This window comes from Pseudomonas sp. FSL R10-1350 (assembly GCF_009600525.1).
Lineage (GTDB): Bacteria > Pseudomonadota > Gammaproteobacteria > Pseudomonadales > Pseudomonadaceae > Aquipseudomonas > Aquipseudomonas helleri.
This window is the reverse complement of sequence record NZ_WIVR01000034.1, coordinates 25,337-44,349: the sequence shown is the minus strand read 5'-3', so window position 1 is coordinate 44,349 and position 19,013 is coordinate 25,337. Positions and strand designations below refer to the sequence as shown.

General features: G+C 60.1%; 16 protein-coding genes. 12 read left to right on the top strand and 4 right to left on the bottom strand.

The features are described 5' to 3' along the window. Window positions 1-172: 172 nt before the first annotated feature. A complete protein-coding gene (gene putA, locus GHO25_RS15790) occupies window positions 173-4,126 on the top strand; it encodes a trifunctional transcriptional regulator/proline dehydrogenase/L-glutamate gamma-semialdehyde dehydrogenase (RefSeq protein WP_153391201.1) in 3,954 nt (1,317 codons plus the stop codon). Window positions 4,127-4,221: 95 nt separating this feature from the next. Here putA and GHO25_RS15785 read toward each other — a convergent pair whose 3' ends face one another. Next, entirely contained in the window at window positions 4,222-4,668 is a 447-nt protein-coding gene (locus tag GHO25_RS15785; protein WP_153391200.1) for a hypothetical protein, read from the bottom strand. Window positions 4,669-4,949: 281 nt separating this feature from the next. Between GHO25_RS15785 and GHO25_RS15780 the strand changes: the two genes are divergently transcribed. The 4 genes from GHO25_RS15780 (at window position 4,950) to GHO25_RS15765 (ending at window position 12,267) form a co-directional block, all read left to right on the top strand. Continuing rightward, the gene (locus GHO25_RS15780) at window positions 4,950-6,692 is read left to right on the top strand and encodes a potassium/proton antiporter (RefSeq protein ID WP_048386312.1); all 1,743 of its coding nucleotides are present in this window, start codon (window positions 4,950-4,952) and stop codon (window positions 6,690-6,692) included. Between the two features lie 35 nt (window positions 6,693-6,727). After that, the gene (gene mscK / locus GHO25_RS15775; RefSeq protein WP_153391199.1) at window positions 6,728-10,054 is read left to right on the top strand and encodes a mechanosensitive channel MscK; all 3,327 of its coding nucleotides are present in this window, start codon (window positions 6,728-6,730) and stop codon (window positions 10,052-10,054) included. A 121-nt stretch (window positions 10,055-10,175) separates the two neighbouring features. Further along, entirely contained in the window at window positions 10,176-11,639 is a 1,464-nt protein-coding gene (gene selO / locus GHO25_RS15770; protein ID WP_153391198.1) for a protein adenylyltransferase SelO, read from the top strand. Window positions 11,640-11,997: 358 nt separating this feature from the next. Beyond that, window positions 11,998-12,267, top strand: coding sequence for a DUF3077 domain-containing protein (locus GHO25_RS15765; RefSeq protein ID WP_048366669.1), 270 nt, complete (start codon window positions 11,998-12,000; stop codon window positions 12,265-12,267). Here the strand turns inward: GHO25_RS15765 and GHO25_RS15760 are convergent. Together GHO25_RS15760 and GHO25_RS15755 are read right to left on the bottom strand one after the other, a co-directional pair. Further along, window positions 12,260-12,661 carry a type II toxin-antitoxin system HigA family antitoxin gene (locus GHO25_RS15760; RefSeq protein WP_048386318.1) on the bottom strand — a complete coding sequence of 134 codons (402 nt, stop codon included), beginning with the start codon at window positions 12,659-12,661 and terminating at the stop codon, window positions 12,260-12,262. The two genes, GHO25_RS15765 and GHO25_RS15760, sit on opposite strands and share 8 nt — an antisense overlap. 4 nt (window positions 12,662-12,665) lie before the next feature. Continuing rightward, window positions 12,666-12,953 (bottom strand): type II toxin-antitoxin system HigB family toxin, encoded by a 288-nt coding sequence (locus GHO25_RS15755; RefSeq protein WP_048366671.1) that lies wholly within the window; start codon window positions 12,951-12,953, stop codon window positions 12,666-12,668. Window positions 12,954-13,216: 263 nt separating this feature from the next. Between GHO25_RS15755 and trxC the strand changes: the two genes are divergently transcribed. Beyond that, the gene (trxC, locus tag GHO25_RS15750; RefSeq protein WP_153329383.1) at window positions 13,217-13,657 is read left to right on the top strand and encodes a thioredoxin TrxC; all 441 of its coding nucleotides are present in this window, start codon (window positions 13,217-13,219) and stop codon (window positions 13,655-13,657) included. On the opposite strand, the gene GHO25_RS15745 is transcribed toward trxC, so the two are convergent. Further along, window positions 13,654-14,427: a ParA family protein gene (locus GHO25_RS15745; protein WP_153391197.1), complete on the bottom strand. Its 774-nt coding sequence runs from the start codon at window positions 14,425-14,427 to the stop codon at window positions 13,654-13,656. The genes trxC and GHO25_RS15745 overlap by 4 nt on opposite strands. A gap of 335 nt (window positions 14,428-14,762) precedes the next feature. On the opposite strand from GHO25_RS15745, the gene GHO25_RS15740 reads away from it, so the two are divergent. From GHO25_RS15740 to GHO25_RS15715, 6 genes are read left to right on the top strand one after another with little or no spacing between them, the layout of a single operon-like run. Continuing rightward, complete coding sequence (locus GHO25_RS15740) at window positions 14,763-15,482, top strand: beta-ketoacyl synthase chain length factor (RefSeq protein ID WP_178110106.1); 720 nt, start codon at window positions 14,763-14,765, stop codon at window positions 15,480-15,482. Next, complete coding sequence (locus tag GHO25_RS15735; RefSeq protein WP_372240942.1) at window positions 15,479-16,261, top strand: lysophospholipid acyltransferase family protein; 783 nt, start codon at window positions 15,479-15,481, stop codon at window positions 16,259-16,261. Before GHO25_RS15740 ends, GHO25_RS15735 begins: the two co-directional genes overlap by 4 nt. Then, window positions 16,242-16,502 (top strand): phosphopantetheine-binding protein, encoded by a 261-nt coding sequence (locus tag GHO25_RS15730; protein ID WP_048366675.1) that lies wholly within the window; start codon window positions 16,242-16,244, stop codon window positions 16,500-16,502. The genes GHO25_RS15735 and GHO25_RS15730 overlap by 20 nt, the downstream gene beginning before the upstream one ends. A 9-nt stretch (window positions 16,503-16,511) precedes the next feature. Then, window positions 16,512-16,766: an acyl carrier protein gene (locus GHO25_RS15725; protein ID WP_048366676.1), complete on the top strand. Its 255-nt coding sequence runs from the start codon at window positions 16,512-16,514 to the stop codon at window positions 16,764-16,766. After that, window positions 16,763-17,308 (top strand): hypothetical protein, encoded by a 546-nt coding sequence (locus GHO25_RS15720; protein WP_153329377.1) that lies wholly within the window; start codon window positions 16,763-16,765, stop codon window positions 17,306-17,308. The genes GHO25_RS15725 and GHO25_RS15720 overlap by 4 nt, the downstream gene beginning before the upstream one ends. After that, window positions 17,305-18,975 (top strand): AMP-binding protein, encoded by a 1,671-nt coding sequence (locus GHO25_RS15715; RefSeq protein WP_153391196.1) that lies wholly within the window; start codon window positions 17,305-17,307, stop codon window positions 18,973-18,975. Before GHO25_RS15720 ends, GHO25_RS15715 begins: the two co-directional genes overlap by 4 nt. Window positions 18,976-19,013: the final 38 nt, after the last annotated feature.

Here is a 19,013-nt window from a genome sequence, read left to right as displayed (position 1 = left end):
GCTCTTAGATAAAGATCAAAAGAGCACCCATTCGCGAGACTAGATCGCCCCGACAGGTGAGGAAAAAAATTCTGATGAAACCGGGTTGCACCTAGTTGCACCCAATTCAGCGCAGCGCTAATCTTGCCGCCAGCTGCTGCCGCGCCCATGTGGCACCCATGAGGATAAAAAAATGGCTACCACCACCCTTGGGGTCAAACTCGATGACCCAACCCGCGAGCGCCTGAAGGCTGCCGCGGCCTCGATTGATCGCACGCCACACTGGCTGATCAAACAGGCAATTTTCAATTACCTGGAAAAACTCGAGGGTGGTGCAACCCTGGCGGAGTTGAACGGTGTGCCAGCTGGCACCAGCGATGACGCTGATGACACCAACACCGATCACACCCACCAATGCTTCCTGGAATTTGCCGAAAGCATCTTGCCGCAGTCAGTCCTGCGTGCAGCCATTACCTCGGCTTACCGCCGCCCGGAACCCGAAGTGGTGCCGATGCTGCTGGAGCAGGCGCGCCTGTCTGCACCGATGGCCGAAGCCACCCAGACCCTGGCCGCCTCGATTGCCGAAAAACTGCGCAATCAAAAGAGCGCCGGTGGCCGTGCCGGTATCGTGCAAGGCCTGCTGCAAGAGTTCTCGCTGTCGTCCCAAGAGGGCGTGGCCCTGATGTGCCTGGCCGAAGCGCTGCTGCGCATCCCGGACAAAGGCACCCGTGACGCCCTGATCCGCGACAAAATCAGCACCGGCAACTGGCACCCGCACTTGGGCAACAGCCCGTCGCTGTTCGTCAACGCTGCCACTTGGGGCCTGTTGCTGACCGGCAAACTGGTGTCGACGCACAACGAAGCAGGCCTGACCTCCTCCCTGAGCCGCATCATCGGCAAGAGCGGCGAGCCGATGATCCGCAAGGGCGTCGACATGGCCATGCGCCTGATGGGCGAGCAGTTTGTGACCGGCGAAACCATCGCCGAAGCACTGGCCAACGCCACGCGCTTTGAAGCCAAGGGCTTCCGTTATTCCTACGACATGCTCGGTGAAGCCGCACTGACCGAACATGACGCGCAAAAGTACCTCGCCTCGTACGAACAAGCCATTCACTCGATCGGCAAAGCCTCCAACGGCCGTGGCATTTATGAAGGCCCGGGCATTTCGATCAAGTTGTCGGCCCTGCACCCGCGTTACAGCCGCGCCCAATACGAGCGCGTGATGGACGAGCTGTACCCGCGTCTGCTGTCGCTGACCTTGCTGGCCAAGAAATATGACATCGGCCTCAACATCGACGCCGAAGAAGCTGACCGCCTGGAACTGTCCCTCGACCTGCTCGAACGCCTGTGCTTTGAGCCAGAGCTGAGCGGCTGGAACGGCATCGGTTTCGTCATCCAGGCTTACCAGAAGCGCTGCCCGTACGTGATCGACTACGTGATCGATCTGGCCCGCCGCAGCCGTCACCGCCTGATGATCCGACTGGTGAAAGGCGCGTACTGGGACAGCGAAATCAAGCGCGCCCAGGTCGAAGGCCTGGAAGGTTATCCGGTGTACACCCGCAAGGTGTACACCGACGTGTCCTACGTTGCCTGCGCGAAAAAACTGCTGGCCGTTCCCGAAGCGATCTACCCGCAGTTCGCCACGCACAACGCCCACACCTTGTCGGCCATTTACCATATCGCCGGTCAGAACTACTACCCGGGCCAGTACGAGTTCCAATGCCTGCACGGCATGGGTGAACCGCTGTACGAACAAGTTGTAGGCAAGATTTCCGAAGGCAAGTTGAACCGTCCGTGCCGCGTGTACGCGCCAGTCGGCACCCACGAAACCTTGCTGGCTTACCTGGTGCGTCGCCTGCTGGAAAACGGCGCGAACACCTCGTTTGTTAACCGCATTGCCGACCACTCGATCTCGATTCACCAGTTGGTGGCCGACCCTGTCAGCCAGATCGAGCAAATGGCCACGGCCGAAGGCAGCTTCGGCTTGCCGCATCCACGCATTCCGTTGCCGCGTGACCTGTATGGCAGCGAACGCGCCAACTCCAGCGGCATCGACATGGCCAACGAACACCGTCTGGCATCGTTGTCCTGCGCCCTGCTGGCCACGGCTCACAACGACTGGAAAGCCGCGCCGATGCTCGGTTGCACCTCCAGCACCCAAGTCCCGGCCGCGGTGCTCAACCCGGCCGACCTGCGTGATGTAGTCGGCTATGTGCAAGAAGCCACGGTTGAAGACGCAGACAACGCGATCCAGTGCGCGCTGAACGTCGCGCCGATCTGGCAGGCCACCCCGCCGACCGAACGTGCCGCCATCCTGGAACGCGCCGCCGACCAGATGGAAGCCGAGATCCAGCCGCTGATGGGCCTGCTGGCCCGCGAAGCTGGCAAGACCTACGCCAACGCCATTGCCGAAGTCCGCGAAGCGGTCGACTTCCTGCGCTACTACGCCGTGCAGGCGCGCAATGACCTGACCAACGACGCCCACCGCCCGCTGGGCCCTGTGGTGTGCATCAGCCCGTGGAACTTCCCGCTGGCGATTTTCAGTGGCCAAGTGGCCGCAGCTCTAGCCGCCGGTAACCCGGTACTGGCCAAACCTGCCGAACAAACACCGCTGGTGGCCGCCCAGGCCGTGCGCATCCTGCTGGAAGCCGGTATTCCAGAAGGCGTGCTGCAATTGCTGCCGGGCCGTGGCGAAACCGTGGGCGCACGTCTGGTCGGTGACGATCGGGTCAAAGGTGTGATGTTCACTGGCTCCACCGAAGTCGCTCGCCTGCTTCAACGCAACATCGCCGGTCGCCTGGACGCTCAAGGTCGCCCGATCCCGCTGATCGCTGAAACCGGCGGCCAGAACGCCATGATCGTCGACTCCTCAGCCCTGACCGAACAAGTGGTCATCGACGTGGTGTCCTCGGCGTTCGACAGCGCCGGTCAGCGCTGCTCGGCACTGCGCGTGCTGTGCTTGCAGGAAGATTCGGCAGATCGCGTCATCGAAATGCTCAAAGGTGCCATGGCCGAATCGCGCATGGGCAACCCGGAGCGCTTGAGCGTGGACATTGGCCCGGTGATCGATGCCGAAGCCAAAGCCGGGATCGAGAAACACATCCAGGGCATGCGCGACAAAGGCCGCAACGTTTTCCAGATGGCCATTGCCGATATCGAAGAATCCAAGCGCGGCACCTTCGTGATGCCGACCCTGATCGAGCTGGAAAGCTTCGACGAACTGGAGCGCGAAATCTTCGGCCCGGTTCTGCACGTGGTGCGCTACAAGCGCAAAGACATCGACCAGTTGATCGCCCAGATCAACGCATCGGGCTACGGCCTGACCCTGGGCGTGCATACCCGCATCGACGAAACCATTGCCAAAGTGGTCAACAACGTCAACGCCGGTAACGTCTACGTCAACCGCAACATCGTCGGTGCCGTGGTCGGCGTGCAGCCGTTCGGCGGCGAAGGTTTGTCGGGTACCGGCCCGAAAGCCGGTGGCCCGCTGTACCTGTTCCGTCTGCTGTCGACTCGCCCAAGCGATGCCATCGAGCAATCGTTCGCCAAAGTCGACGCCATTAGCGCGCCAGACACCCAAGCCCGCGAGGCGCTGAGCAAGCCGCTCAACGCCCTGCAAGCCTGGGCACAAAGCAATCAGCAAGCGGCGCTGGCCGAGCTGTGCAGCGAATTCGCCGCCCACTCGCAAAGCGGCATCACCCGCCTGCTCAACGGCCCGACCGGCGAACGCAACAGCTACGCCATCTTGCCGCGCGAACACGTGCTGTGCCTGGCCGACACTGAAAGCGACCTGCTGACCCAACTGGCTGGCGTACTGGCCGTGGGCAGCTCGGCGGTACTGCCGGACAGCGATCTGGGCAAAGCCCTGTTTGCCCGTCTGCCAAAAGAGGTGCAAGCGCGCATCAAGCGCGTAGCGGACTGGACCAAGGACGACGTTGTTTTCGACGCGGTCCTGCACCACGGCGACAGCGATCAACTGCGCGAGGTGTGCCAGCAAGTGGCCAAACGTGCAGGCGCCATTGTCGGCGTGCAAGGGTTGTCTCAAGGCGAAACCAATATCGCCCTGGAACGCTTGGTGATCGAACGCGCACTGAGCGTCAACACCGCTGCTGCGGGCGGTAACGCGAGCTTGATGACCATCGGTTAAACGCCGAGCTACAAAAAACCGGGCACCTGTGAGGGTGCCCGGTTTTTTTGTGCGCCAAAAACGCCGACGCCACGTGTTGAAGCTGAACCAAACAACTACTGCGTATCGCCACTCAACAAATTGATCGCCCGCTGAGCCCCCATAAACAGATAGCCGCTAATGGCAATCAAAACAGCCTCGGCCACATAGACGCACACCATGCCCAACGGCCGATCAGGGAAGGTGAACAGCAGCACCGAGAGCATCACCAGCAGCATGATCAGTAACGCCCGGCTTTCGGGGTACCAGCTATAAGGTTGCTGCGCTCTGTCCAGCGCGTTTTGGACTTTGTCGAACAGCTCGAGGACAAAAAAAGGCCAGAGCAGGCCGCGTATCACCGGTGTAATCGCAGCACCGGAGTGGGCTTTGTAAAAGGCCCAGTTGCGGTAAGACCAATAGAACAAGTAACAACCGCATGTCAGTACATACAGCAGCAGGAAGTGTGGAATTGCCACGGTGTACAACGCACCGGGCCTGTCATCAGTCGCAATTGTGGGCTTCATGACGTGTCCATGGCTAAACAGAGCCGTGAGTAGACACAATTTGCCTAACATTAAAATGCAGGCCGGCTCCATTTCTCTTGTAAGAAAAAGCCATTTCCTCCGTCACTCAACAGAGACAAGGCGGCAATGGACTACAGAACACTTCGCAGCACGTGTTTCATCCACGGCCAAGCAACCCTGAAAAGCTTTTTGACAGCGCGCCAATAACGCAGGTTAGAATCGCTGGCACGTAGCCTGCATGGGTACGCCCTGTCTTTTCTGTTTTTTATGGAGTACTGCCTTTGAATGCGACGACCATCAACAGCCTGTTCTTGATCGGCGCGTTGCTGGTAGGCGCAAGTATTCTGGTCAGTTCTTTGTCTTCACGCCTGGGCATCCCGATTCTGGTGATTATCCTGGCCGTGGGCATGGCCGCCGGTGTCGATGGCGGCGGTATTATTTTTGACAACTACCCTACCGCCTATCTGGTGGGCAACCTCGCCCTGGCGGTGATTTTGCTCGACGGCGGCTTGCGCACGCGGGTCTCCAGTTTCCGCGTGGCGTTATGGCCTGCCCTCTCGCTTGCCACCGTGGGGGTGATGATCACCACCGGGCTGACCGGCCTGGTGGCGGCCTGGCTGTTTAACCTCAATTTGATTCAGGGGCTGTTGATCGGCGCCATTGTCGGCTCCACCGATGCCGCGGCGGTGTTCTCGCTGCTGGGCGGCAAGGGCTTGAACGAGCGGGTCTCGGCCAGCCTTGAGATCGAATCCGGGAGCAACGACCCGATGGCGGTGTTCCTTACCGTCACCCTGATCGACATGCTCGCCAGCGGCGAGACCACGCTGCATGCCAGCCTGCTCCTGGATTTGCTGCGCGAGTTCGGCATCGGCGCCATTGTCGGCCTGGCCGGTGGCTGGCTGATGCTGCAAATGGTTAACCGTATCCACTTGGCCAACGGCCTGTACCCGATTCTGGTGATCGCTGGCGGGCTGGTGGTGTTTGCCTTGACCAACGCCCTGCACGGCAGCGGCTTTTTGGCGGTGTACCTGTGTGGTCTGGTGCTGGGCAACAGCCCGATCCGCAGCCGCCACGGCATTTTGCACATGCTTGACGGCATGGCCTGGCTGGCGCAGATCGGCATGTTCCTGGTGCTGGGCCTGCTGGTCACGCCACACGACCTGCTGCCTATTGCGGTACCCGCGCTGCTTCTGGCCCTGTGGATGATCCTGTTCGCCCGCCCGCTGTCGGTATTCGTCGGCCTGCTGCCCTTCAAGGCCTTCCACGGGCGCGAAAAAGCCTTTATTTCGTGGGTCGGCCTGCGCGGCGCGGTGCCGATCATTCTGGCGGTGTTCCCGCTGATGGCGGGATTGCCGAACGCACAGCTGTATTTCAACCTCGCCTTCTTTATCGTGCTGGTATCCCTTTTGGTGCAGGGCACAAGCCTGCCGTGGGTCGCCAAGCTGCTCAAGGTCACCGTACCGCCAGACCTCGCGCCTATCTCCCGCTCCGCCCTGGAAGTACACGTGACCAGCGAGTGGGAGCTGTTCGTTTATCGGCTGGACGCACAAAACTGGTGCATCGGCGCGGCCCTGCGCGAACTGAAAATGCCCGAAGGCACGCGTATCGCCGCCTTGTTCCGCGACCAGACGTTGCTCCACCCGTCGGGTAGCACCACGCTGGAAATCGGCGATTTGCTCTGTGTGATCGGCCATGAACACAACTTGCCAGCCCTGGGCAAACTGTTCAGCCAGCCGCCAACTCGCGGGCTGGACCTGCGCTTTTTCGGCGACTTTGTACTCGAAGGCGATGCCCAGCTGGGCGACGTCTCGGCACTTTACGGCCTGAAGCTCGATGGCATCAGCCCGGACACTCCGCTCAGCAGCTTTATTGCGCAAAAAGTCGGCGGCGCGCCGGTTGTCGGCGACCAGGTCGAGTGGAACAACACCATCTGGACCGTCGCGGTCATGGACGGGAACAAGATAGGCAAAGTGGGCGTCAGATTCCCCGAAGGAAGTGCCCCGGGACCGGGGTTGTTCCTCTAAACTCCAAATTTCCTACGCTTGCTTGACCGGATTATATGCCAACTCTGCGCACGTTCTTCGCAACAGTCCTGCTCGGCCTGAGCCTTTCCGTTGGCCCGGTTTACGCGGGTGACCCGCCTTCGGCCGAGGCCGTGCAGCTCAGCCTGGACAAAATAGCCGACCGCAAACTGCCCGACGCCGACCAGAAAGCCTTGCAGACGGTGCTCGAGCAAACCTTGAGCTTTCTGGCCAACAAAAGCGACTACGAACAGCGCCTGATCGAGGTCAAAGACCAGCTCCACAGTGCCCCGCGCCAAACCATCGATAACCAGCGCGAACTGGCCCGCCTCAAGGCCAGCAAAGTGGTGCCCATCGAACAGCGCTACGCCACGCTGTCGGTGCAGCAACTGGAACAAATGCTCGCCGACCGCACCACCGAGCAAGGTGAGCTGCAAAAAGCCCTGGCCAGCGCCAACACCCAGAGCATCGCCGCCCAGACCCGCCCCGAGCGCGCCCAGGCCGAAATCAGCAACAGCCAGACCCGCATTCAGCAGATCGGCAACATCCTCAAAGTCGGCCGCGACAACGGCAAAGTGCTCACTGGCGATCAACGCAACCAGCTCAGTGCCGAATCGGCAGCGCTCACCGCGTTGATCGCGCTGCGTCGTCAGGAACTGGCCGGCAATAGCCAACTGCAAGACCTGAGCGGCAGCCAGCACGACCTGCTGCTGGAAAAAACCACGCGCCAGGACCAGGAAATCCAGGACCTGCAGACCCTGATCAACAAGAAGCGTCTGGCCCAGTCGCAACAGACCGTGACCGAGCAATCGATTGAGGCGCAAAAGTCTGGCAGCAGCAGCTTGCTGGCCACCGAAAGCGCAACCAACCTCAGGCTCTCCGATTACCTGTTGCGCAGCACCGACCGCCTCAACGTGGTCACCCAGCAGAACCTTGAAACCAAGCAGCAGCTGGACAACGTCACCCAAAGTGACCAGGCGCTGGATGAGCAAATCAACGTTCTGCGGGGCAGTTTGCTGCTGTCCAAGATCCTCTATCAGCAGAAACAAGCCCTGCCGCGCCTGCAAAAGATGGACAAGAATCTGGCCGATGAAATCGCCGATATCCGCTTGTACCAATTTGAGATCAACCAACAGCGCGAGCTGATCAGCAACCCGATTGCCTATGTTGATAACTTGCTGTCGACCCAGCCCGCCGACCAGGTGACGCCGCAACTGCGCAAAACCCTGCTCGAACTGGTCAACACCCGCAGCGACCTGCTGGACCGCTTGAACCGCGAACTCAGCTCACTGCTCAGCGAGTCGATCAACCTGCAACTGAACCAAAAGCAGCTGCTCAGCACCGCGCAGGGCCTGCGGGCGACGCTGGATGAGCAGATGTTCTGGATCCCCAGCAACAAGCCGCTGGATCTGGACTGGCTGGAGTCGGCCCCGCGCCACCTCAAGCAACAACTCGTCACCCTGCCGTGGGGTTCCAGCGTCACCGAGCTGGCAGAAGGCCTGATCCAGCGGCCGCTGCTGTTTTTGCCGTTTGTGCTGGTGATGATCGCCCTGCTGTGGAAGCGCCGCTACCTGTACAACAAGCTCAACGATATCCATAAGGACATTGGCCACTTCAAGCGCGACAGCCAGTGGCATACGCCGCTGGCGATCCTCATCAACATCTTGCTGGCGATGCCGGTTTCACTGGCCCTGGCCCTGTGCGGGTACGCCTTGCAAACCGATGCCCGCGGCATGAACGCCAACACTGGCGCGGCCTTGATGCAAATGGCCGAAGCCTGGCTGGTGTTCTACACCGCGTACCGGATTCTGGCGCCGGGCGGCGTGGCCGAACTGCATTTTCGCTGGGAGAAACCGCTGGTTGCCTTCCTGCAAAACTGGATCCGCAGACTCGGTCTGGTAGTGCTGGCACTGGTGGCCGTGGTCGCCTTTGCCGAACAGCAACCGGCGGCGCTGGCCGACGACGTGCTGGGCATCCTCGTGGTGTTGACGTGCTACGCCACCATGGCGTGGCTGCTGTGCCGCCTGATCCTCAACGACCAGACCGAGAAAAAAGCCTACCGCGTGCGCAAGCTGCTCGGTTTCGCGTTCGCCCTGCTGCCCCTCGCGCTGTTTGTGGCGGTGTGTTTTGGCTACTACTACACCGCGCTCAAACTCAGCGACCGACTTATTAACACCCTGTACCTGCTGATGCTCTGGCTGGTGGTTGAAGCCACCTTTGTGCGCGGCCTCTCGGTCGCGGCGCGGCGGCTGGCCTACCAGCGGGCGTTGGCCAAGCGCCAGGCGGCCAAGGAAGCCGGGGAAGGCAACGACGCCATCGTTGAAGAGCCGACACTGGACATCGAACAGGTCAACCAGCAATCGCTGCGCCTGATTCGTCTGGCCTTGCTCGCGGCCTTTATCGGGGTGTTGTATTGGGTCTGGGCCGACTTGATTTCGGTCTTTTCCTACCTCGACAACATCACGCTGTACGAATACACCAGCGGTACCGGCGCCAACATGAGCATGGTGCCCATCAGCATTGGTGACGTGCTGGGCGCGTTGATCATCGTCGGCATCAGCATTGCCCTGGCGCGCAACCTGCCCGGTTTGCTTGAAGTGCTGGTGCTGTCACGGCTCGACCTGGCGCAAGGCAGCGCCTACGCCACCACCACGCTGCTGACCTACGTGATCATCGGCGTCGGCTTTGTCGCCACGCTCTCAACCCTGGGCGTGAGCTGGGACAAGCTGCAATGGCTGGTGGCGGCACTCTCGGTGGGCCTGGGCTTCGGGATGCAGGAAATCTTCGCCAACTTTATCTCCGGCATCATGATCCTCTTCGAGCGCCCGGTGCGCATTGGCGACACCATCACCATCGGCAACCTGTCGGGCACCGTGAGCAAGATCCGCATTCGCGCGACCACCATCACCGACTTCGACCGCAAAGACATCATTGTCCCGAACAAGACCTTTATCACAGGGCAACTGATCAACTGGTCGCTGACCGACACCATCACCCGCGTGACCCTCAAGCTGGGCGTTGATTACGGCTCTGACCTGGACCTGGTCAAGAGCTTGCTGCTCAAGGCCGCGCAAGAAAACCCCCGCGTGCTCAAAGAGCCCGAGCCGCATGTGTACTTCTTGAGCTTCGGGCAGAGCACGCTGGACCACGAACTGCGCATGCACGTGCGTGACCTGGGCGACCGCAACCCGGTGATCGACGAAGTGAACCGCTTTATCAACCGCGAGTTCAAGGCACACAACATCAACATCTCGTTCCAGCAGATGGAGGTGTACCTCAAGAACACCAGCAACCAGGAATACAAACTGGTGCCCATGGACCTGCCAACGCCGGAACAAAAGCCCCTGCCGGGTAAGCCCGACTAGCAGGACGCCTAAACGTCTGTAGGAGTGAGCTCGCCTCGCGATCTTTTGATATTTAAAAGATCGCGAGGCAAGCTCGCTCCTACACAGGGTGTTTACCCTCACATTTTGCTGGAGACGGCCATTGAAAGCCCTCGACGAACTGACCTTTGACAACCGTTTCGCCCGCCTGGGTGACGCGTTTTCAACCCACGTGCTGCCCGACCCGCTCGACGCACCACGGCTGGTGGTCGCCAGCGATGCGGCAATGGCCTTGCTCGACCTGGACCCGGCCGTGGCCCACGACCCGGTGTTTGCCCAACTGTTTGGCGGGCATACCTTATGGGCCGATGCCGAGCCACGGGCGATGATCTATTCCGGCCACCAGTTCGGCTCGTACAACCCGCAACTGGGCGATGGCCGCGGGCTGTTGCTGGGCGAGGTCTACAACCAGGCGGGCGAGCACTGGGACCTGCACCTCAAAGGCGCCGGCATGACGCCCTACTCGCGCATGGGCGATGGCCGTGCGGTGCTGCGCTCGTCGATTCGTGAGTTTCTCGCCAGCGAAGCCCTGCACGCGCTGGGCATTCCCACCAGTCGCGCCCTGTGCGTGATCGGCTCCGACACCCCGGTGTGGCGTGAAAAACAGGAACGCGGCGCCATGGTGCTGCGCCTGGCGCACAGCCATATCCGCTTCGGGCACTTTGAGTACTTCTACTACACCCAGCGCCCGGAACAACAAAAGCAACTGGCCGACCACGTGCTGGCCCTGCACTACCCTGAATGCCTGGAGCAGCCGGAGCCCCATCTGGCGATGTTCCGCGAAATCGTCGAGCGCAACGCTGAACTGATCGCCAAATGGCAGGCCTACGGGTTTTGTCACGGCGTGATGAACACCGACAACATGTCGATCCTGGGCATTACCTTCGACTTCGGCCCGTTCGCCTTTCTTGACGACTTCGACGCGCAGTTCATCTGCAACCACTCCGACCACCAGGGGCGTTACTCCTTCAGCAACCAGGTGCCCATTGGCCAATGGAACCTCAGCGCCCTGGCCCAGGCACTGACACCGTTTATCAGCGTTGACGCCCTGCGTGAAACATTGGGCTTGTTCTTGCCGCTGTACCAGACGCACTACCTCGACCTGATGCGCCGCCGCCTGGGCCTGACCACCGCCGAAGACGGTGATCAAAAACTGATCGAAGACCTGTTGCAACGCATGCAAGGCAGCGCCATCGACTACACCCTGTTCTTCCGTCGCCTGGGCGACGAACCGGCAGAACACGCGGTTGCCCGCCTGCGCGACGACTTTATCGACCTCAAGGGCTTTGACGAATGGGCCGCGCAATACCTCGCCCGCGTGGCCCGCGACGGCGAGCCAGACCAACAGCAACGCCGTGAACGCATGCACGCGGTCAACCCGCTGTACATCCTGCGCAACTATCTGGCACAAAAAGCCATCGACGCTGCCCAAGCCGGTGATTACAGCGAAGTACGGCGCTTGCACAGCGTCCTGACCCAACCGTTCACCGAACAGCCGGGCATGCAACCCTACGCCGAACGCCCGCCCGAGTGGGGCAAGCACCTAGAAATCAGTTGCTCCTCTTAAAACGCCCACAACCCTGTAGGAGCGAGCTTGTCTCGCGATCTTTTGATCTTTAAAAGATCGCGAGGCAAGCTCGCTCCTACAGATATATGGCGTATGAGCGGGCAACACTTACTCTTCTTGTAGTCGCGAGACCTGTGGCGCACCTACATCCCATAGCAGTGAAGGGCACCCGCTATAACAGACGCATTCGTCTGAAGTCAGGGAAGCGGACTACCTGCCAGCCGATTGACCCTCTGTGCGCCAGCCCCTATCCTCGCCGACGTCACGACACATTCGTGATCCGGTTTGACGGTCGGGCTCTTCATAGTGGAACGCATAGTCTAGACATTCGTTCGCGCACTTTTAGTGGAGTTAACCCATGCCCCTGATCACTCATCAAACCCCTTTCGGCCACAGCCTGACCGGCGATTGCCTGTTCAGCGTTAACGCCGGTATCCCCATCAAACTCGCGCTGGAACTGGCAGCCCAGTTACTCAGCAGCGCCACGGTTCTGTGCGCCGAAAGCCAGGTCGCCAGCCCTCAAACCAGCCACAGCCTGACGTTTGCCAGCTTGCAACTGGTGGAAATGAGCAAAGGCCTGGTGGATGCCACGCTGGACAGCGTATTGCAGGCCGACACCCTCAAATAAACATCTCTACCGGCACTTTAAAGTGATCTGCCAGCCAGCGAATTTGGCGCACGTTAAGCTGACGCTTGCCGCTGAGGATTTCGGATACCACCGACTGCGTGCCCACGCCCGGCAGATCACTCTGGTTCAGCCCATGCTCTTGCATCACTGAGCGCAGCACATCAACACCACTGACTTTGGGCATCGGCCGATGCTCAAGGTCATAGGCTTCGACCCAATCACCGATGATGTCTACCAGGCTCATCAGCGGGTGGCTTTCATCGTCGCCGATGCGGTCGGTCAGTTCATCAAGGGCTTCGACCAACTGGTCGTAATCCGCTTCATTTTCAGGTTTTCGCAACAGTGGCGAAACAAACTGCCAATGCTGGGCAGCCTGTTCGATCAGTGCATTCATTGGGTTACTCCTTCCATTTACCTTTGTCATATTCACGATGATCCAGCACATGACGAATGTAGAGGCGCTGCACCCGATACCGCACTACCGCAATCAGACGCAATTTATTGCCGCCAATATTAAATACATGCAAAGAACCGACTTTGTCAGTCGCAGGGAAAAACGACCTCAACGCAGCGAAATCTTCAGGGTTGAGGACCTTGATCTTGCGATACCACTCATCCAGAGCACTGGCGGAATGTGGCCATTGTTCCTTGGCCTCCCAAATACGTTTCGCAGTAATCACTCGCATGCAATGTCCCTATCGCATCTTGCTATGAAGGGTAAGCCCGCTTTCGCTATATCGCAAAGCGCGATATTCGGCATCTGACCGACGGTGTCTCATCAGGCGGGTTTCAACAGCCTAGATTCAAGGGCTCAAGGCGGCGCAGGCACATTGTGAGCAGATACGTCACAGCCAGTGGCGGGCGGGGGCAACATCTGCTGAACTGCACCTCTACGCGACGTGCTCATTTTTTGCAGGAGCGCGCCACAGCAATTTCCGGAGTATTTGAAATGACTGACCCGCTGCTTATCCCCTGCCCTTACTGCAACGGCCTTAACCGCATCCCCGCCGCGCGCGTGGGCGAGCACCCCAAGTGTGGGCGCTGTAAGAATGAGGTGCTGATCGCCAAGCCTTTCGATCTGAAACAAACCGATTACGCCAGCCAGATCAAAGGCGACCTGCCGCTGCTGGTGGATGTGTGGGCTGAGTGGTGTGGGCCGTGCAAGGCCTTTGCGCCGGTGTTTGAACAGGCGGCCAGCCAATTGGTGGGGGTGTGCCGGTTGGCCAAGCTCGACAGCGATGCCAACCAGCAACTGTCAGGGCAACTGGGCATTCGCTCGATTCCGAGCCTGATCCTGTACAAAAACGGCCAGGAAGTCGCCCGTCAAAGCGGCGCCTTCCCGTTGCAACAGCTCAAGGCCTGGCTGCAAAGCCACGGCGTGCGTGCTTAAGCGTTTTGTTCCAGGTGATCGTGTAGTTCAACAAATTGCAGGGTCAGCTTGTGCCGTGGTTCTAAATACACCAGCGGCTGGCTGGCCTGATGCGACTCGCGCATTTTGACTGAGCTGCTGAGGTACACCGGCAGCACGGGCAGGCCTTCGGCAATCAACTCATCGAGCATTTGCTGTGGCAGGCTGGCGCGGGCCTGGAACTGGTTGACCACAATGCCTTCAACCAGCAGGTCTTCGTTGTGGTCCTCTTTCAGCTCTTCAATTTCGCTCAGCAGGCCGTACAACGCCTGACGCGAAAAGCTGTCGCAGTCGAAGGGGATCAATACACGATCGCAGGCAATCAATGCCGATACCGCATAAAAGTTCAACGCGGGCGGTGTGTCGATGTAAATGCGGTCGTAGTCTTCAGCCAAGTCATCCAGCAGCTTTTTGAGCTTGTTGATCTTGTGTTTGGCCTCAAGCTTGGGCTGCAAGTCTGCCAGTTCGGGCGTGGCGGTAATGATGTGCAGGTTGTCGAACGGTGTTTCGTAAATATCGACCCGATTCTTCTTCGACCCCACGCCCGCAGACAGGCTTTGCTTAAAGAACTCGGCGATGCCCATCGGGATGTCATCACCTGTTAGCCCGGTGAGGTATTGAGTGGAGTTGGCCTGAGCATCCAGATCGACCAACAGAGTGCGATACCCCTCGCTGGCACTGACGGCCGCCAGGTTACAAGCGATGCTGGACTTGCCCACACCACCTTTTTGGTTGAACACCACGCGACGCATTTCAAAACCTCCGTGTATCAATAAGTGCCCGAGTGTAGATGCCCTGAGAACAACTTCGCTACCTCGCAGAGAAAAGAGCTACAACCAAAGCAGATTTATCCCTATATACGCCGGAACAGACCTATTTTTTCAAAGTCATACAGGCGCCCATAGTTTAGTGATTACAAAAAGATAGCTATTTCGTCCGATAAGCCAAAAAACCGGCACAAAAATGTAAGCGATATTTGCTACCAACCAACAGCACCGGGATAATGCCGCCACTTTGTTACTAGTGCCGCATTGACCGCTGCCTACCTTCGCATCAAGGAAGCCCGCAAGGGCGGGATAAACCTCCAGTGATTAACTTCAATATTGCCGCTTGGCGAGCCTGGGCTCCGGGCCTCGACAGCGTGGCCGATTGGCAGGCCTGGAGCCAGCACCCCCACGCGATCGCCGCCAGCGATGCCAGCCCCGACGTGTCGTTTTTACCGGCCATGCAACGCCGCCGCCTCAGTCGCCTGGCACGCATGGCATTCAGTGTCGGCTGGCCCTTGGCTGAGGGTCATGAGGCGCTGCCACTGGTGTTTGTTTCGCGCCACGGCGAAACCCCGCGCACCTTCGACATGCTGAACGAGCTCGCAGCCAGTCAGCCCTTGTCACCCACCCAGTTCAGCCTCTCGGTGCACAACGCGGTCATTGGCCTGTGGTCGATCATGCGCGGCGAAACCAGCGAAATGACTGCCCTCGCGGCGGCCGGTGATGGCCTCGAACATGGCCTGATCGAAGCCTGTGCGCTGCTTAATGACGGCGCGCCCGCCGTGCTGCTGGTGATCACTGAAGAACAACCGCCCGAGGCTTACCGGCCCTGGGTTGACGACGTGCCCTTTGCCTATGCAGTGGGCCTGCTGCTGACACCCGGTGAGCAGTGGCACCTGTCGTTGTCCACCCGGCCTGCTGATGTCGCCCAAGCCCCGTGGCCCCATGCATTGCAATTGTTACAGCACCTGCTCAGCGGCCAGACGTCGTTTCAACACGCCTGGGAAAACCGGCTCTGGCAGTGGCAACGTACGTCGTGAAAACCGCTAATGCTTACTACTGGCGCCTGCTGGCCACCGCCATCAGCTTCGTGCTGTTCGGGTTTGGGTGCCTGTGCCTGCGGCTGGTCATTTTCCCGCTGCTCAGTTGCTTGCCAGGCGACGTCCTGCGCCAGCGCGAGCGCGCGCGTTACACCGTCAGCCGACTGTTCTGGCTGTTTATCCGCTTTATGACCCGCCTGGGCGTACTGACCTATGACGTGCAAGGTGCCGAGCGCCTCGGGCGCCCCGGCCAAATGATCATTGCCAACCATCCCTCGCTGATTGATGTGGTGTTTCTGATCGGGCTGGTGCGTAACGCCAATTGCGTGGTCAAGCAAAGTCTTTGGCAGAATCCGTTCACCCGCAGCCCCGTACGCGCCGCGCAATACATCAGCAATGACGGCAGCATTGACATGCTCGACAAGGCCGCAGAGGCCCTGCAACAAGGCCAGACGCTGATTATCTTCCCGGAGGGCACCCGCACCCCGACAGGCCAGATGCCGGCCTTTCATCGGGGGGCCGCCGCCATCGCCTTGCGCGGTGCGAAAATCCTCACGCCAGTGGTGATAAAAGTCAGCCCCACCACGCTGACCAAAGCCGAGCCGTGGTACCGCATCCCCAAACGCCGCGTGCACTTCAGTTTTTGTGTCGGGGCCGATATAGATCCAAATGCCTTTGCAGCAGCAGGCCCGCCGCCCAAGGCTTCGCGCCTGCTTAACGACTTCGTGCATGACTACTTTATTAAGGAGCTCGCCACAGATGAGCGATCTACACAGTGAAATCAAACAGCTGATCATCGACGCCCTGGGCCTTGAAGACATCAGCATCAGCGACATTGGCGATGAGCAAACACTGTTTGGCGAAGGCCTGGGGCTGGACTCGGTCGACGCCCTGGAGCTGGGCCTGGCGATCCAAAAAACCTATGGCATCAAAATAGATGCCGACGCCAAAGATACCCGTGACCACTTTTCCAACGTGACCAGCCTTGCGGCTTTTGTCACAGCCAAACAGGCTGCCTGAGACCGAACCATGCAAACCCGTGAAGACATTTTCAACATCCTGCGCGACGCCATGGTCGAACTCTTCGAACTGGAGCCCGAACGCGTCACGCTGGAAGCCAATTTGTATCAGGACCTGGAAATCGACAGCATCGACGCGGTCGACCTGATCGATCACATCAAGCGCAAAACCGGCAAAAAAATTGCCGCCGAAGCCTTTAAATCGGTGCGCACCGTCAATGATGTGGTTGAAGCGGTTTACCACTTGGTGCAACCGCACGCATGAGCCGATTGATCGGCCTGGGCCTGCTGCTGGCGGGCCTGCTATACCCGTTCGCGGTGCATTTCGGCATAGCCCACTTTGCTCCGTGGCAGTTTGCGCTGCTGCTCGGCGGCCTGTGGCTGGCACGGGTACTGACCGGCGAACGACGCCCCGGCAGCCTGTGGATCGCCGGGGTCGCGCTGGTGTTTTGTGCGCTGCTGGCGCTGTTTAACAGCCCGGCCCTGCTGCGCTGGTACCCCGTACTGATCAGCAGCCTGATGCTCAGCCTGTTTGGCCTGAGCCTCAAGTTCGGCCCGCCGATGGTCGAGCGTCTGGCCCGGCTGCGTGAGCCAGATCTACCCGACAGCGCAATTCGTTATACGCGCCAGGTCACCCAGGTCTGGTGCCTGTTTTTTATGCTCAACGGCCTGATCGCAGCCAGCCTCACACTGTGGGCGCCGCTGAGCTGGTGGACGTTGTACAACGGCTTGATCGCCTACGGGCTGATGGGGCTGCTGTTTGCCATTGAATGGCTGATACGACAAAAGGTAAGAGGCCAGGCATGAAGTGGATAAAACTTGAGCATCTGTTGCTTGAGGGCGATGCCCATCGCACCGTCAGCGTTGAACCAACGCTCACCCATCACACCCTCTGCGCGCAGGCCCTGAGCCTGGCGGGCGGGTTGCAGCAACGCGGCGTGCAACGCATGGCCGTGCACCTGGACGACGCGGGTGAATTGGCCATTGCGCTGCTGGGCGCCTGGCGCGCCGGGGTCAGCGTGTTATTGCCCGCAGACCTGCAAGCCCACACCCGTGAGCGCTGGGCCAGCCACGTCGATCTATGGCTGACCGCCAGCACCGAGCTGCACGCCTTGTATGGCGCCCCATTGGCCCCTGCCGAGCTGGATCTGGACGCGTGCCAGCTAAGCCTGTGCACGTCAGGCTCCAGCGGCGAGCCCAAGCGGATCGACAAAAGCCTGCGGCAAATGGCCAATGAGGTAGAAACCCTCGAGCAATTGTGGGGCCATGAACTGGGCGATGCGTGCATCATCGCCAGCGTGGCCGCGCAGCATATTTATGGGCTGTTGTTCCGCGTGTTGTGGCCGCTGTGTGCGGGCCGGGTCTTTACTCGCCAGCAACTGGCGTTCCCCGAAGATATGCAGCGCGCCAGCCGCGAACACGCGGCATTTGCCTGGGTGGCCAGCCCCGCCCTGCTCAAACGCATGGCCGACAACCTCGACTGGCCGGCCTTGAGCCAGGTGCGCCGGGTGTTCTCTTCGGGCGGCGCATTACCTGCCGAGGCGGCTCATGCGCTGGAGCAGCGCTTGGGCCAATGGCCTACCGAGATTTTTGGCAGCTCAGAAACCGGCGGCATTGCATGGCGCCAGGGTCCAACCTTGTGGCAGCCGTTTGCCGGGGTTCATCTAAGCCAGAGTGAGGACGGCGCGCTAGGCATCGCCTCGCCGTACCTGATGGCAGGCCATGTCGAGCAAACGGCCGATGCGGCGCGCATTGAAGCCGACGGGCGCTTTGAACTGCTGGGGCGTCTGGACCGCATCGTCAAACTTGAAGAAAAACGCATCTCGCTGCCACAGCTGGAACAGGCCTTGAGCACCCACCCATGGGTTGCAGAAGCACGCCTGGGCGTGGTCAATGAAAACCGCGCCTCGCTGGGCGCCTTGCTGGTACTCAGCCAAAGCGGGCTGTTTGCCCTGCGTGAACACGGCCGCCGAGCCCTGACCCAAGCCCTGCGCCTGCACCTTGGGCCCTATTGCGAAGCGCTGGCATTGCCGCGCCGCTGGCGGTTGCTGCGGCAAATGCCGCTCACCAGCCAAGGCAAACTGCCGCAAGCGCAGGTCGATGCGTTGCTGCTGGCGCCACGGCCAACGCTGCCTGAAGTACTCAGCCAACACCTCGGCGATGACGGTTGGACACTCAACCTGTCGATCCCGCCTGACCTTGCGTACTTCAGCGGGCACTTCCCCAAAACGCCGGTGCTGCCCGGCGTGGTGCAAGTGGACTGGGCCATCAACCTGGGCCAGCAACTGCTCGACCTGCCGCCCCGCTTTGCCGGGATGGAAGTGCTCAAGTTTCAGCAACTGGTGCGCCCCGGCGATGAAATCGAGTTGACCCTGCGCTTTGATCACGAACGCAGCAAATTGCATTTTGCCTACCGCAACGCCAACGCCGCCTGCTCCAGCGGCCGTATCGTGCTGGAGGCCGCCTGTGGATAAGTTGATCTGTGAATGCTGTGGGAGCAGGCTTGCTCGCG

What these genes read in the sequence shown, in the direction of transcription:
- putA (WP_153391201.1), top strand. Translation starts at nt 173, where the DNA reads ATGGCTACCACCACCCTTGGGGTCAAACTCGATGACCCAACCCGCGAG.
- GHO25_RS15785 (WP_153391200.1), bottom strand. Translation starts at nt 4,668, where the DNA reads ATGAAGCCCACAATTGCGACTGATGACAGGCCCGGTGCGTTGTACACC.
- mscK (WP_153391199.1), top strand. Translation starts at nt 6,728, where the DNA reads ATGCCAACTCTGCGCACGTTCTTCGCAACAGTCCTGCTCGGCCTGAGC.
- GHO25_RS15765 (WP_048366669.1), top strand. Translation starts at nt 11,998, where the DNA reads ATGCCCCTGATCACTCATCAAACCCCTTTCGGCCACAGCCTGACCGGC.
- GHO25_RS15760 (WP_048386318.1), bottom strand. Translation starts at nt 12,661, where the DNA reads ATGAATGCACTGATCGAACAGGCTGCCCAGCATTGGCAGTTTGTTTCG.
- GHO25_RS15755 (WP_048366671.1), bottom strand. Translation starts at nt 12,953, where the DNA reads ATGCGAGTGATTACTGCGAAACGTATTTGGGAGGCCAAGGAACAATGG.
- trxC (WP_153329383.1), top strand. Translation starts at nt 13,217, where the DNA reads ATGACTGACCCGCTGCTTATCCCCTGCCCTTACTGCAACGGCCTTAAC.
- GHO25_RS15745 (WP_153391197.1), bottom strand. Translation starts at nt 14,427, where the DNA reads ATGCGTCGCGTGGTGTTCAACCAAAAAGGTGGTGTGGGCAAGTCCAGC.
- GHO25_RS15730 (WP_048366675.1), top strand. Translation starts at nt 16,242, where the DNA reads ATGAGCGATCTACACAGTGAAATCAAACAGCTGATCATCGACGCCCTG.
- GHO25_RS15725 (WP_048366676.1), top strand. Translation starts at nt 16,512, where the DNA reads ATGCAAACCCGTGAAGACATTTTCAACATCCTGCGCGACGCCATGGTC.
- GHO25_RS15720 (WP_153329377.1), top strand. Translation starts at nt 16,763, where the DNA reads ATGAGCCGATTGATCGGCCTGGGCCTGCTGCTGGCGGGCCTGCTATAC.
- GHO25_RS15715 (WP_153391196.1), top strand. Translation starts at nt 17,305, where the DNA reads ATGAAGTGGATAAAACTTGAGCATCTGTTGCTTGAGGGCGATGCCCAT.